This window comes from Acidisoma sibiricum, assembly GCF_057837225.1.
Map to the genome: position 1 here is coordinate 1,726,003 of NZ_CM174445.1, position 13,896 is coordinate 1,739,898.

Genomic DNA, 13,896 nt, shown 5'->3' on the forward strand with positions numbered 1-13,896 from the left:
TCCAGAGCGCTTGCGACCAAGCTGGCTTTCCGCAGACGCCCGTCACGTCACCGATATGTCAGGCATAGGCGAGGGGCCTTGCCGTTAATTCTGCGATCACCGCCTCGATTTTTTGGGCGTCTTTGGCATTGATGCGGAGGCCGAGTTTGGAGCGGCGCCAGAGCAGGTCCTGGGCCGAGCGGACCCATTCGTATTGGACGAGGTAGCGGAGTTCGGCCGCGGTGAGATCCGCGCCGAAAGGCTCGCCGAGATCGGCGAGCGATGCGGCATCCCCCAGCAGCACGCGCGCCCGCGTGCCATAGGCGCGCAGCAGGCGGCGCAGGTGGCGATCGGGCAGGAAGGGATAGCGCGCCGCCATCTCGGCCCGCAGCGTCTCGAAGCCCTGCATCGGGAAATCCCCGCCCGGCAGGGCTGCCGTGCCGGTCCAGCCGGCGGGCTTGCCCTGAGGGGCCGGCAGATGCGGCGCCAATTGCGCCAGCGCCGATTCCGCCAGCCGCCGGTAGGTGGTGATCTTGCCGCCATAGACCGAGAGCAAAGCGGGCGCACCCTCAGGCGCGTCCAGCTTCAGCACGTAATCGCGCGTCGCGGCCTGGGCCGCCGTGTCACCCGCCTCGTCATACAGCGGGCGGACGCCGGAATAGGTCCAGACCACCATCTCGGGCGTGACCGCCTGCGCCAGATAGTCGCTCGCCGAGCGGCAGAGATAGGCGATCTCCTCTGCGCTGGCCCGCACATCGGCAGGGTCGCCGGCATAATCCTGGTCGGTCGTGCCGATGAGCGTGAAATCCTGCTCATAGGGAATGACGAAGAAAATGCGGCGGTCGTCATTCTGAAAGATGTAGCAGCCCGGATGATCATACAGCTTGGGCACCACGATATGGCTGCCCTGGACGAGGCGGACGGGGGCGCGGGTATTGTTGTGCAGCACGGCCTGGCCGACATCGCCGACCCAGGGTCCGGCGGCATTGACCAGCGCGCGGGCGCGGATGGCATAGGTCTCGCCGCTGGCCTCATCGACCAGGGTGACATGCCAAAGCCCGGCCTCGCGCTGGGCGGCGATACAGCGCGTGCGCGGGCGGATGGTCGCCCCCCCTTCGGCGGCCGCCATGGCATTGAGCACGACGAGGCGGGAATCCTCGACCCAGCAATCGGAATATTCAAAGCCATGGACATAGTCGGGCTTCAGCGGCGTGCCGGTGACGTCGCGGCGCAGATGGACCGAGCGCGTCGCCGGCAGCTTGCGGCGGCCGCCGATATGATCATACAGGAACAGGCCGAGGCGCAGCAGCCAGCGCGGCCGCAGCTTCTTGTGATAGGGCAATACGAAGCGCAGCGGCCAGACGATATGGGGCGCGATGCCCCACAGCACCTCGCGCTCCATCAGCGCTTCGCGCACCAGGCGGAATTCGTAATATTCGAGATAGCGCAAGCCGCCATGGATCAGCTTGGTCGAGGCCGAGGAGGTGCCGGAGGCCAGATCCTGCTTCTCGCACAGAAACACCCGCCAGCCACGCCCCACCGCGTCCCGCGCAATGCCGCAGCCATTGATGCCCCCACCAATCACAGCAAGGTCATAAACCTCAGAAGGCGCCGTCATATCCATGGCTCTGTCCTTATGAGCGCGAAGCGGCCCTAGGCGCTCATAGAACCGAACTATTCGAATACACAAGTGAGCAAAGCGCGCATCTGGTGACGATTGCGATACTCAAGCTTGGTAGAGGGTTACAAGCGACAAGTTCGCTTGCTCCCGAGGGAGGAAGGTAGAACAGGCGCGCGAAAAATATGCGATTTTTTCGTTTTGCGCCTTGAGACGCAATCTTTAGCGAGCAGGACCGCTGCGGGCCGCATGCCGCTGCAATGCGTGGCGAACGGCCTCCGCTTGGATCTGGAACACAGCCAGGAAGAAAGGGCGCATCGTTTCGAGCAAGGTCCGCGTGCCCATATACGGGCCGCCCACGCCATTCTGCGCAATCAGGCCAAAGGTGTCGGCGGTGCGCATGATACCCAAGGCATGAGTGCGCGATATCGCGAAATGGCGGGCAAGGTCGGAGATGCGATAGGCGCGACCCTCGGCGATGCCGGCCAGCATCAGACACAGAATGGTGAAGCCGGCATCCCGTTCCACCAGGGCCTCCAAAGCCGGGTCGTTGCCGGTGGCGCGCAGCCCGGCCCGCCAGTAGGCGAGATAGCTCCGCGCGATATCGCCCAAAACCTCGCCTTCGCCGAGGAGCGGCACGATAGCCGTAAGGTCGGGATTGATCATGACATTGGCCGCGATGATGCCCGCCAGCCGGTCACGGTGCAGTGTGAGCAGAGTGTCGGTCGGTGCCAGCCGGCGCATGCGGGAGTCCTGGGATGGCATGGTTTTCAGGAAGCCGCCGACCCGCAGCAGGGCGGCCAGTGCCGTCATGCGATTGGGACTGGCCATCGCATGATGCCGGGCTTCCTCGCGCAGTTGGGCGACGGTGAAGCCGGTCATCCCACCGCTGAAATGCAGTTCGAGCATGATGAAGGTTGCGATAACGCGTCCGCGATCATTCGCAATACGATTGAGCAACCAGTTTCCGCGATAGAAATTTACGAAAGACCGTGCTGCCATAATCATGGCCTCGTCGAAGCGCGGATGTCCGAACAGGTGGGCGTCAGGGTGTCCCGGGCTGCTCCAATCGGTTGCTGTCCCCTTGGCATAGACGGAAAGAACGGGGGTTATCTCAGCGTCCATCGATCAAGGGGTTTTCTCTTATGGCGGTGTAAGCGCAAATTCTTAAATATGAGGTCATATTTTGGCAATCGGATGGTTGTGCCCAGCTTCGGCATAGTACCGCTGCAAACATGCCTTAGTCTCCGTCCAATGTGAATGAAGACCGGGAACGGCAAACGGTCGACGGAGATTATGCCTTGCCTGTCCCAGACAATCGATCACAAAGCGCCCCCTGGATCAGCCTCATGCGGTCATGGGCTCATATCGTCTCGTCCCACCGTCACGTCCTGTTATGTGCGGCCATCCTGGCGCTGGGCTGCGGGACGCGACTTTATCACATCGGCAGCATGCCCTTTTGGCTGGATGAGGTCACGACGGTCAACCGCTCAAGCATGTCCTTTGCGGCGATGGTGCATGACTCGCTGGTCGCCCATCACCTGCCGTCCTATTTTTGGATTGCCTCACTCCTGGGCCATTACGGCTCGGGCGAGACGATGCTGCGGCTGCCTTCGGCGGTGTTTGGGGGTGCCTCGGCTGCCGTCCTGTATCTGATCGGTGCCCGCGCCGGCGGGTGGAAAGCGGGGCTGGTCGCGGGCCTCCTGCTCGCGCTGTCGCCGCTTCAAGTCCAGTACGGTCAGGAAGCGCGATCCTACACCTTCGTCATGCTGATGATGGCGATCGGCCTTCTGGGATTGGTCGAAATCGCCCGTGCCCCGGGTGCGGCGACACGCCCATTCGCGACGCCAGGGGGCCATCTCTACCCTTGGGTCCTCTATACGCTCGGCACGCTGGGCGCCCTGCAGGTGCTCAGTACGGCTTTCTTCTGGTTGATATCGGCCAATTGCGCGGCTTTCGCCATAGCGCGGGACCGGACGATCGACAGGCGCCGGTTCTGGCGCCGCTGGATGGTATCGCAGGCGATCATCCTTGGCTGCACCCTGCCCTGGTTCCTGGCCATGACGATCGTCACCCGCGGAAAGATGGGTAACGCCACGGATTGGGTACCGGCGATGACGCTGCATAGCTTCGCCTCCACCTTGGGGTCGCTCTATTTCATGCGTATCTCCCGGCTCATCAGCTTTCACCTTTTTCCGGTGGTGGTGCCTGGTTTCGGCGCCCTGCTGCTGCTCTTTGGCCTCCTCGGCGTCGCCTATCTGCGGCGTCGCAGGCACGATCCTGTTTCAGGCGGTCTTGCCCTTCCGCCCGTCGCCGCGACGATGCTGCATACATTGCTGACGGTCGCGATCGTGCCGCCGCTGCTCATCCTGTTGATCTCGATCGGCAAGCCGCTCTGGATGCCGCGCTACCTACTGTGGAGCGCGGTGCCGTTTTTCCTTTTCGTGGGGCTCGGCGTGGCGATCCTGCCCGGCCGGCGCCTGCAATTGGCCGCCGTCGCGGCGATAGCTCTTGTCGCGTCGATCAATCTTGCACCGTATTACCAGTCCGAGACCAAGCCGCGCTGGGACATCGCCGCCCGCGACCTCGTCAATATCCTTCAGCCCGGGGACATGATCCTGGTGCCCGATCGTGGGCCGATCGCCATCATGGATTTCTTTTTGGCCCGCGACGGCCAGTCCATCCCGGACGGTCTTTGGACGCGCGACATCTTCAAGGCAGCGGCCTATGTGCATGACGGCGGCCGTGTGTGGGTGGTGGAGGGCAAGGTTGGCCAGGCTGATCACACACCGGCCAAAAGTTTCAACGCCATTACCGCGCCCCTTGGCTCGCCCATCGCCGTCCTGCCGGAAGGCGATCTTATCACCTTCAAGCTTTACGATCAGTCGCCGGACTCCAGCCTGATCGCACAAGGCGAGACAGCGCCTCGCCTGTAGGGCGCGTGACAGCGGCTTAAAAATCAAGGACGGTCTGTTGCCGAAACGGGTGCTTCCATGACATGGAGGCACGATGCGTCCTAAAAAGGCCAGCTCACGGACAGGACATCAGCAGGGGGGTCATACCCCGTCCCTGCTGCACCACAGCCGGCTTCATTATTCGTTCATGTTCTGCGGCTGCGCTGAGTGAGATGATCATCCATGCCATACGACGATCCGAACATTAGACCTGACGGCGGGACTCTGCAGACCACCGCAGGCGATGACGCAAAAGCCTCCTCCGATTCCGCAACGGTTTCGGGTGAGGGCACACCAACGCCGCCCCCGAGCGCTCCGTCACAATCGAGCTTCCCGCCGACGTCTGAGGTGCCAACGCAAGCCGGTCCTCATAGCATCCGCTTTGATATCAATCATGGTGCGCGGGTCGTTTTGCCGCAGCGCAGCACGGGGTCCTGGCGCATTCGCCTTCGGGATCTCGATACGGGCAATATTCTGTTTCAAAACGACAACAAGGGTGCCTTTATTCGTTCGTCTAAGCGGTTCTACGTCCGCTTCGGCATCGATGTCTGGGATGTTGACGATGCCGGCAAGGTGACGCCCGTCTTCACCCATGACTATGACGTGCGCGGGCGCGACGTGCTGATCCATTTCCCGGTCGGCACGCTGGGCGATACCATGGGCTGGTTCCCCTATGCCGCCCGCTTCGCCGCGGTCACCGGCGCCCGCGTCACCTGCGCCATGTCAGGCCTCATCATCCCGCTGTTTAAGGAGGCCTATCCCCATATCCGCCTCGTCACCCATGAAGAGGTCGTGGAGCAGAAGCTGGCCGACCAGGCCTATGCCACCTACTGCCTCGGCCTCTTCTTCGACGACGCGGCCTTCGAGTGGCAGCCGACGGATTTCCGCCATGTCGGCCTGCATCGCACTGCGGGCTATATTCTGGGCGTCGATCCCACCGAGGACGCGCCGCGCATCACCCTGCCCGACGACAGCCGGCCCATTGCCGAGCCTTACGTCTGTATCGCGGTCCAGGCCTCGACCCAGAGCAAGCTCTGGAACAACCCGCATGGCTGGCGCGAGGTCATCGCCTTCCTCAAGGCCCGGGGGTTCCGCGTCATCTGCATCGACCAGAAGCCGGTGACCGGCGCGGGCATCGTCTGGAACCATATTCCCCATGGCGCCGAGGATGAGACCGGGGACCGGCCGCTGGCCGAACGCGCCCGCTGGCTGCGCCACGCTGCGGCCTTCGTCGGCCTGTCATCCGGCCTCTCCTGGCTTGCCTGGGCGGCCGGCTGCCCTGTGGTGATGATCAGCGGCTTCACCCATCCGAACAACGAATTCGACACGCCCTATCGCGTCATCAACTGGCATACCTGCAACAGCTGCTGGAACGACGTCCGCCATCGCTTCGATCACAAGGACTATCTCTACTGCCCCCGCCACAAGGGCACCGACCGCCAGTTTGAATGCACCAGGCTGATCACCGGAACACAGGTCATCAATACCCTCAAGCGCGTGCCCGCGGTCGCCGCACAGGCGGCAAGCGAGGCAGCCGGTGCGTAGGCCGGATGCTCCCGCGACCGTGCCTGTGATCGAAGCCGCACAGGGTATTCGCTATGATTTCAATGAAGGCATCCGCGTCGCCGTGCCACGGCGCGAAGACGGCCAGTGGCGGATACGACTATCCGATATCGACACCGGCAACGCGCTGTATGACGCCACCTTCGCCGGCGGCACGGTCTCCAGCACCAAGAAATGGTTCTTCCGCGGGCGCATCGAAGTCTTTGACGGCGAAACATCGGTGCTGGACCACAGCTACGATGCCCATGGCCGTAATGTCCTGATCCGCTTCCATATCGGCACGCTCGGCGACATCCTCGCCTGGTTTCCCTATGCGGCCGAATTCGCGGCCAGGCATCAATGCAAACTCACCTGCTGCATGTCCGAACATCTCATCCCGCTCTTTCGCGATGCCTATCCCCATATCCGTTTCATCACGCCCGAAACGGTGGACGGTTACGCCTATTACGCGACCTATAAGATGATGATGTTCTTCGGCGACGTTAACCGTGATTGGAATCCATGCGAGGGCCGCTGGCTCAGCCTGCAAGGCAATGCCGCGCATCTCCTGGGTATTGAGCAGAAGGAACTCCGCCCCATTCTGGCCCTGCCGGATGAAAGCCGGCCGATCCCGGAACCCTATGCCTGCATCGCGACCCAGGCGACGGGCCAGGCCAAATACTGGAACAACCCTGACGGCTGGGACAAGACGGTTGCCTTTCTGCAATCGCTTGGCCTGCGCGTCATCTGCATCGACCAGCGCCAGACCGAAACCCGGGGCATGATGCGCAACACTATTCCCCGCGCGGCCGAGGATCAGACCGGAGACCGGCCGCTGACCGAGCGGGCGCGCTGGCTGCGCCATGCATCGGTCTTCGTGGGGCTTTCCTCAGGCCTGTCCTGGCTGGCCTGGGCGGCGGGCGCGCCTGTCGTAATGATTTCCGGCTTCACGCATCCGATCAATGAGTTTGAGACGCCCTATCGCGTCATCAACTGGCATGTGTGCAATTCCTGCTGGAACGACGACACGACCAATTTCAATAATCAGGACCGCGCCGATTTTCTGTGGTGCCCGCGGCATAAGGATACGCCGCGCATGTTTGAATGCAGCCGGGCGATCACGGCGCAGCAAGTCATCGCCACCATCCAGCGCGTGCCGGCCATCGCCGCACTGGTGGATCGTGGTCTCGTCACGGCGTGAAACGCTGGAGCGGGTAGCGGGAATCGAACCCGCGCATTCAGCTTGGGAAGCTGACGAGCTACCATTACACCATACCCGCGTAGCGCTCGGTGGACTGATTCATAGCTTTCCCTGCGGCGTTTGAAAAGCTCCCCCATGCCAGGCGGCGTTGACGTAGGCGCGAAGCCGGTCCTATGCATGGTGCCAGGGCAGGGTTTGCCCCCTCGTGATTTGTCCGGCCGGATTGCGGCGAGGTTAAAGAAGCGCGCTAAAGAGGCCAGTGGGGGCTCGTGCCCTTACTGCATCCACGGCCGGGTTTCTCGAAGAGAGGCCCATCGCCATGATTACACTGCCCAAGACCCTCCGCCCCGCCAGCCTTCTGGTGCATGGCGGCACCATGCGCAGCAATTTCGGGGAAACGACCGAGGCTCTCTTCCTGACCTCCGGCTTCGTCTATGACAGCGCGGAACAGGCCGAGCAGACCTTCCTGGGGGAGGTCGAGCATTTTCAATATTCCCGGTTCGGCAATCCTACCGTGCAGATGCTGGAAGGGCGCCTCGCTCTGCTGGAGGGTGCCGAAGCCTGTCGTGCGACCGCCACTGGCATGGCGGCGGTTTCTTCGGCCCTCCTCAGCCATCTGAAGACCGGGGATCGCGTCGTCGCCTCCCGTGCGCTGTTCGGCTCCTGCTACTGGATCGTCGCCAACCTGCTGCCGCGCTACGGTATCGAGACGGTCTTCGTCGATGGGGCCGATCTCGCCGGCTGGGCGCAAGCGCTGGCGACGCCGACCCAGCTCGTGCTGCTGGAGACGCCCTCCAACCCGATGCTTGAGATCGTGGATCTTCAGGCCGTCGCCGATCTCGCCCATGCGTCCGGTGCCATTGTCGTGGTCGACAACGTCTTCGCCACACCCCTGCTGCAGAAGCCGCTCGAACTGGGCGCCGATGTCGTCGTCTATTCCTGCACCAAGCATATCGATGGTCAGGGACGCGTTCTCGGCGGCGCCGTGCTGGGGTCCAAGACATGGATCGAAGAGGTCTTGCAGCCCTTCACCCGCAATACCGGCCCGGCGCTTTCGCCCTTCAATGCCTGGCTGCTGCTGAAGGGGCTGGAAACGCTGACGCTGCGGGTCGATGCCTCGTGCCGGTCGGCGGAACAGGTCGCCCGCTTCCTGGAGGCCCATGCCAAGGTCGCCCGCGTCTTCTATCCGACGCTGGAGAGCCATCCGCAGCGCGACTTGGCTCTTCGCCAGATGACCGCGGGCGGCACGCTCGTTACCTTCGATCTCGGCAGCAAGGAGGCCGCCTTCCGCTTCCTCAATGCGCTTGAGCTGATCGCGATTTCCAACAATCTCGGTGATTCCAAATCCCTCATCACCCACCCCGCGACGACGACGCATATGCGTGTGGGTGCTGAGGAGCGCGCCAAGCTCGGCATCACTGCCGGCGTCGTGCGGCTCTCGATCGGTCTCGAAGATCCGGCAGATATCATCGACGACCTCACCCAGGCACTGGCCGCGGCAGCTGCCTGAATGACGGAGGGTCTTGCTATCCGGCCGGCCGCCGCGTCCGACAGGCCGGCGGTCTGGGCCATCATCGGGCCGATCATCGCGGCAGGGGAGACATATGCGCTCCCCCCCGACTGGTCGGCGGACCAGGCGCTTGCTTATTGGTTCATGCCTGCGCATGAGGTTTTTGTAGCCGAAGCAGACGGGGAAGTGCTCGGCACCTTCTACCTGCAGCCGAACCAGCAGGGCGGCGGCGCGCATGTCGCCAATGCCGGCTTCGCGACGGCGGCTCAGGCCACCGGCCGCGGCATCGCGCGCGCCATGGGCCGCTTCGCCCTTATGCATGCAAAGGCAAGGGGCTTCCGGGCCATGCAGTTCAACTTCGTCATCAGCAGCAATCAGCCTGCCGTCCATCTCTGGACCAGCCTTGGCTTTGAAACACTCTGCCGCCTGCCACAGGCCTTCGACCATCCGCATCTCGGCCTCGTCGATGCTCTGGTGATGTTTCAGACGCTTTAGACGGGATCAGTCACCGGTGCGGGCTTCAGCCAGCCGCAGGCCACCGCATCGGCGAAAACGACTTCCGCCGCCGCCCAGAGTGTCGGGGAGCCATGCTCGATGCGATGGGTCAGCTGCTTTTCCATGTCGATATTGAAGTCGGGGCGCACCGACCAGGTGCCCCCGCCAACGACATGGTTGAGCAGAATCGGCTGCAGCCGGTCGCAGGCTTTGGCGAAGCGGGCATCGGCACTTTCTGCCGCTTCAAACTCATCCCACAGCGCTCTGAACGCCGTCCCTTGATCCCCCGGCAGCATGCCGAAGAGAAGATCAGCAGCGGCCTGCTCGCGCACTGCCTGGTCGGTATTGTTCAGGGTCAGGTGCAGCGGCGTGTCGCCGGCTTCGATTTCGACCAGATCATGCAGGATCAGCATCTGCACTACCCGCGAGATATCCACCGGATCGACCGCATAATCCTGCAGCACCAGGGCGAACAAGGTCAGATGCCAGGAATGTTCGGCCGTATTCTCCCGCCGTGATCCGTCGGCGATCTGGTTGAGGCGAATGACACCCTTCAGACGATCCGCTTCCAGCAGGAAGCGCAGCTGATTGGCAAGGCGGCCGCCGATCTGATCGAGCCACGCGGATGATTTCAAAATCCCATTCCTTTAAGCATGATGGTTTTATGACAATCCATCAGCGGATGTGCTGTCCCCGCTTTGTTTTAGGCATCGGCGCTGACGGGGGCCAGATGCGTTTCGGCGGGTTGGCCTTGCAGCCGCCCGGACAGGTCAAGCATGGGCCGTAAGTCCCGTCTGATCTTGCCCACCGCATTGGCAAGGATTGAGCGCTATCACAGGAATTCCCTGGTGCCGCTCTTCGGGCCGAGGCCCCCGCGGGAGCAAATCGACCCCGACATGCGCTTCCTGTTTCTGTGCTTCACCAATCGGTCCGGGTCCAATTTTCTGGCGCATCTCATTGCCTCCACAGGCGTGCTCAATACGGCGGAGGAGGTCTTCAATGCGCCAAGCATGGAGATGCACGTCGCTGCGCACGACCTGCACTCCCTCTCCGGCTATGTGAACTTCCTGTGCCGCCGCTTGAATATGAGTGGCTGGCTGACGGCCAAAATCGGTATTGAGCAGCTCATTATGCTGACCGAGGCTGATGTTCTGGATCAGATCATCGACCGGTCCCATTTCATTCTGATCGAGCGGCAGGATCGTCTGGCGCAGGCGATTTCAAGACTGGTCGCCATCCAAAACCAGCAATGGACCTCAGAGCAGAGGGCCGTGATGCCGGAGGAGGCGCTGATCTATGACCGGGCGATCATTCAGCGCCAGGAAGCCCAGATCGCGGAACAGATCTTTGGCTTCTATCGCTTCTTCGCCTCTAACGGTCTGGTGCCCAAGCATCTTGCCTATGAGGCGGTAATGCAGCGCCCGCAGGAGCATCTGGCAGAGATCGGCGCCTGGCTCGGTTTCGACCCTTTCATCGGCAATCTCGGCGCGTTACCGATCCAGCGCCAGACGAGTACCGTCAAGCAGGCATGGCGGGCGCGCTATGACGCCGGGCTTTAAACCGGGCGTCGGGCGGTCAGAGGTCCTTGCCCTCAAACTCCACGTCCCGATGGACATGGACCGACATCAGGATTCCGAAGGCGATCATCGCCGTAATCAGCACAGATCCGCCGTAGGAGATCAGCGGCAAGGGCACGCCACCCACCGGGATCGCGCCCATGACCATGGCGATATTGACGAAGACATACAAAAATAGATCGACGCTGATGCCAAGGGCGACCAACCGGCCGAATTGATGGCGACATCGCAAGGCGATGAGCATGCTGCCGAGAACGATCAGCAGCAGCAGCCCGAGCACGCAAAGACTGCCGACCAGGCCGAACTGCTCGGCGATCAGATCGAAGATGAAGTCGGTCTGCTTCTCGGGCAGGAAGTCCAGATTGCCCTGGCTGCCGTTCAGGAAGCCGCGCCCCCACATGCCGCCGGAACCCAGCGCGATCTTGGATTGCAGGATGTTATATCCGGTCCCCAAGGGATCGCGTTCCGGGTGCATGAAGGTCAGGATGCGCTGGCGCTGGTAGTCGTGCAGATGCTCGTAAGCCAGCGGCACGGCAGCGGCCAGGCCGGCAATGACGATCGCGAATTTCCACCAGCGGACGCCCGCCGCCAGCAGGACGGTCGCCCCGATCGTGCCGGTAATGACCGCCGTGCCCAGGTTGGGCTCCTTCAGGATAAGACCGACAGGCAGCAGGATGGCCAGCACCGGCACAACCAGGAAGCGGATGCGCCCCACCTGCTCGTAACTCGCGCTTTGGAACCATCGGGCGAGGGCTAGGGCGAGAAAGATCTTCATCAACTCGCTCGGCTGCAACTGAAAGCCGCCGATAGCAATCCAGCGCTGCGCACCCTTGCCGACATGGCCGTATTTGGCGACGACCAGTAGCAGGATGATGCCCAGTGCATAGAGCCACCAGGAATAGCGCGCGATGACGCGGATATCGGTCATCGCGATCGCCACCATGATCACGAGGCCGATGCAGAAACGGATGAGTTGCTTCTGGGCATAGGGCTCGGGCGAGCCGCCCGCCGCCGAATACAGTGCCACATAGCCGACAGCCGCCAGACAGCAGATGAGGAGGACGAAGAACCAGTTCGTCTGCCAGACCTTGCCAGCAATACCGAGCGAGCCTTCCCGCCACAGGCGCCGTTCCATCATGCGCCGGTTCTCACGAGCTTTGCAGGGGGGGTGCGGGTGGTGGGTTCAGCGGCTTGTCGCGGCCAGCCGGGTCCAGCGTCAGCGCATCCGTCATGATATCGCGGGCGACGGGTGCGGCGGCATCCGCGCCGGCATTGCCGTGTTCCACGACGACGGCCACCGCATAGCGCGGCGCATCGAACGGCGCGAAACCGATAAACAAAGCATGCGGCCGCAGCGCCCAGGGCAGGCTCATGGAGTTGAAGCCGCGCTCACGGGCGGCCCGGCTGACGCGGACAACCTGGGCGCTCCCGGTCTTGCCCGCCATCTGTACGCCAGGGACTTGCAGCTTGGCGATCTTGCCGGTGCCATCGGGGGCATTGATGACCTCCCACATGCCCTGCCGAACGAGAGAGAAATAATGGTTGGGCATGCCCATCTCGGGCCAGTCCTCGGCAGCGGTGCCGGTCTGCAACACGCCATCGCGGTGGCGCGCGACATGCGGCTGTATGGCGCGGCCTGTGGCGACGCGGGAGCAGAGTGTCGCCAGCGATAGCGGCGTCGCCAGGATATAGCCCTGGCCGATGCCGCTCACCACCGTATCGCCGAGCGGCCAGCCCTTATGCTGCCGGGCGCGCCAGGCCTTGGTCGGCATGAAGCCATTGGAGACATTGGTGATGTCCATGCCAGTATCGGCACCGATGCCGAAACGCTTGGCATAGGACGCCAACGAATCAATGCCAGTGCGCAGCGCCACCTGATAGAAGAAGACGTCGCAGCTGTTTTTCAGCGCGGTCTTCACGTCCTGCATGCCGTGGCCCCATGAGCGCCAGCAATAGAAGCGGGCATTGCCAAGGTCGAAATGCCCTGGACAGTTCAAAAGCTCGTCCGGGCCGATGGCGCCTGAACTCAGTCCCGCCATGGCGACCGCCGGCTTGAAGGTCGATCCCGGCGGATAAAGGCCGGCGGCGGCTTTGTTGATCAGCGGCTTGCGGGGATCGTTCATCCAGCTCTGCCACTGCGTATTACTGACGCCGCTATCGAAGAGGCTGGGATCGAAGCTCGGCTGGCTGACCATGGCCAGCACCTCGCCATTGCGCGGGTCCATCACCACGGCGCTCGCGCTGAGCCCGACGAGATGGTTTGCGGTCGCTTGCTGCAAGGCAGTGTCGATGCTGAGCCCGATATCGGTGCCAGGCGTGCCTTCTTGCCGGTCAAGTTCCCGGATCACGCGGCCGACGGCATTGACCTCAAGCTGCTGGGCGCCGGCATGGCCGCGCAGAGCGACGTCGTTGAAGCCTTCGACGCCCGTGCGGCCGACACGCATGCCGGGCATGGCGAGCGTCGGGTCGGATTTTAGATCGGCGTCATGCGGCGGCGCCACATAGCCTACGACATGGGACAGGAGTTCCGATTGCGGATAGATGCGGGTCGAGCCAACGTCGATCAGCACTCCCGGCAGGTTGGGCGCATTCACTTCGATCAGCGCCATTTGCTCCCAGGTCAGAAAGTCCTGCAGCATCACGGGTACGTAGCGCTGGTGGGTATGCAACTCGCGCGTAATGCGGGCGCGCTCGCTATCGGACAAGGGCACAAGTTTGGAAAAGGCGTCGAGAACCGAGCCAGTATCATTGGTCTGTTCGACCATCAGCAAAGCGCGCCAGTTCTGCCGGTTGGTGGCCAAAGCCACGCCGAAACGGTCGAAGATACGCCCACGAGACGCCGGCAGCAGGCGGATGCTAACGGAATTGCCACGGGCCATGGCGGTGTATTTCTCACCATCCACCACCTGCATTTTGTACAGCTTGGCGCCCAGCAATCCGAAGACGGCAATTTCTCCGCCGGCGACAAGCAGTGCCCGGCGGGTGAAGATCCCGCTCCGCATGATTTCCTTCTTCATCAG

11 protein-coding genes, 1 tRNA gene and 1 riboswitch are annotated in these 13,896 nt (G+C 62.7%); of the genes, 6 read left to right on the forward strand and 6 right to left on the reverse strand.

Annotated elements, in window-relative coordinates; translation table 11 throughout:
* Nucleotides 1-58 precede the first annotated feature (58 nt).
* A complete protein-coding gene (gene glpD, locus AC3G7M_RS08300; RefSeq protein ID WP_489215540.1) occupies nucleotides 59-1,603 on the reverse strand; it encodes a glycerol-3-phosphate dehydrogenase in 1,545 nt (514 codons plus the stop codon).
* 216 nt (nucleotides 1,604-1,819) lie between these two features.
* Nucleotides 1,820-2,722, reverse strand: a complete 903-nt coding sequence (locus tag AC3G7M_RS08305; protein WP_489215542.1) for a hypothetical protein — start codon at nucleotides 2,720-2,722, stop codon at nucleotides 1,820-1,822.
* Between the two features lie 224 nt (nucleotides 2,723-2,946).
* Here AC3G7M_RS08305 and AC3G7M_RS08310 point away from each other — a divergent pair, with 224 nt between their 5' ends.
* The 3 genes from AC3G7M_RS08310 to AC3G7M_RS08320 all read left to right on the forward strand — a co-directional run bounded on the left by AC3G7M_RS08310 (nucleotide 2,947) and on the right by AC3G7M_RS08320 (nucleotide 7,294).
* Nucleotides 2,947-4,533, forward strand: coding sequence for a glycosyltransferase family 39 protein (locus tag AC3G7M_RS08310; RefSeq protein ID WP_489215544.1), 1,587 nt, complete (start codon nucleotides 2,947-2,949; stop codon nucleotides 4,531-4,533).
* Nucleotides 4,534-4,734: 201 nt separating this feature from the next.
* Nucleotides 4,735-6,096: an autotransporter strand-loop-strand O-heptosyltransferase gene (locus AC3G7M_RS08315; RefSeq protein WP_489215546.1), complete on the forward strand. Its 1,362-nt coding sequence runs from the start codon at nucleotides 4,735-4,737 to the stop codon at nucleotides 6,094-6,096.
* Nucleotides 6,097-6,115: 19 nt separating this feature from the next.
* Nucleotides 6,116-7,294 carry an autotransporter strand-loop-strand O-heptosyltransferase gene (locus tag AC3G7M_RS08320; protein ID WP_489215548.1) on the forward strand — a complete coding sequence of 393 codons (1,179 nt, stop codon included), beginning with the start codon at nucleotides 6,116-6,118 and terminating at the stop codon, nucleotides 7,292-7,294.
* A 5-nt stretch (nucleotides 7,295-7,299) separates the two neighbouring features.
* Here AC3G7M_RS08320 and AC3G7M_RS08325 read toward each other — a convergent pair.
* Nucleotides 7,300-7,373: transfer RNA gene (locus tag AC3G7M_RS08325), tRNA-Gly, on the reverse strand.
* A 113-nt stretch (nucleotides 7,374-7,486) separates the two neighbouring features.
* Nucleotides 7,487-7,566: riboswitch (SAM riboswitch) on the forward strand.
* Between the two features lie 47 nt (nucleotides 7,567-7,613).
* Here AC3G7M_RS08325 and metZ point away from each other — a divergent pair.
* Both metZ and AC3G7M_RS08335 read left to right on the forward strand, forming a co-directional pair.
* Nucleotides 7,614-8,804, forward strand: a complete 1,191-nt coding sequence (metZ, locus tag AC3G7M_RS08330) for an O-succinylhomoserine sulfhydrylase (RefSeq protein WP_489215550.1) — start codon at nucleotides 7,614-7,616, stop codon at nucleotides 8,802-8,804.
* Entirely contained in the window at nucleotides 8,805-9,299 is a 495-nt protein-coding gene (locus tag AC3G7M_RS08335) for a GNAT family N-acetyltransferase (RefSeq protein ID WP_489215552.1), read from the forward strand.
* Here the strand turns inward: AC3G7M_RS08335 and AC3G7M_RS08340 are convergent.
* On the reverse strand, nucleotides 9,296-9,934 hold the full coding sequence (locus tag AC3G7M_RS08340; RefSeq protein WP_489215554.1) for an HD domain-containing protein: 639 nt from the start codon (nucleotides 9,932-9,934) through the stop codon (nucleotides 9,296-9,298). The two genes, AC3G7M_RS08335 and AC3G7M_RS08340, sit on opposite strands and share 4 nt — an antisense overlap.
* 213 nt (nucleotides 9,935-10,147) lie before the next feature.
* On the opposite strand from AC3G7M_RS08340, the gene AC3G7M_RS08345 reads away from it, so the two are divergent.
* A complete protein-coding gene (locus AC3G7M_RS08345; RefSeq protein WP_489215556.1) occupies nucleotides 10,148-10,858 on the forward strand; it encodes a Stf0 family sulfotransferase in 711 nt (236 codons plus the stop codon).
* A gap of 16 nt (nucleotides 10,859-10,874) precedes the next feature.
* On the opposite strand, the gene rodA is transcribed toward AC3G7M_RS08345, so the two are convergent.
* Both rodA and mrdA read right to left on the reverse strand, forming a co-directional pair.
* Complete coding sequence (rodA, locus tag AC3G7M_RS08350; protein ID WP_489215558.1) at nucleotides 10,875-12,014, reverse strand: rod shape-determining protein RodA; 1,140 nt, start codon at nucleotides 12,012-12,014, stop codon at nucleotides 10,875-10,877.
* Between the two features lie 10 nt (nucleotides 12,015-12,024).
* Nucleotides 12,025-13,893: a penicillin-binding protein 2 gene (gene mrdA, locus AC3G7M_RS08355; RefSeq protein WP_489215560.1), complete on the reverse strand. Its 1,869-nt coding sequence runs from the start codon at nucleotides 13,891-13,893 to the stop codon at nucleotides 12,025-12,027.
* Nucleotides 13,894-13,896 lie beyond the last annotated feature (3 nt).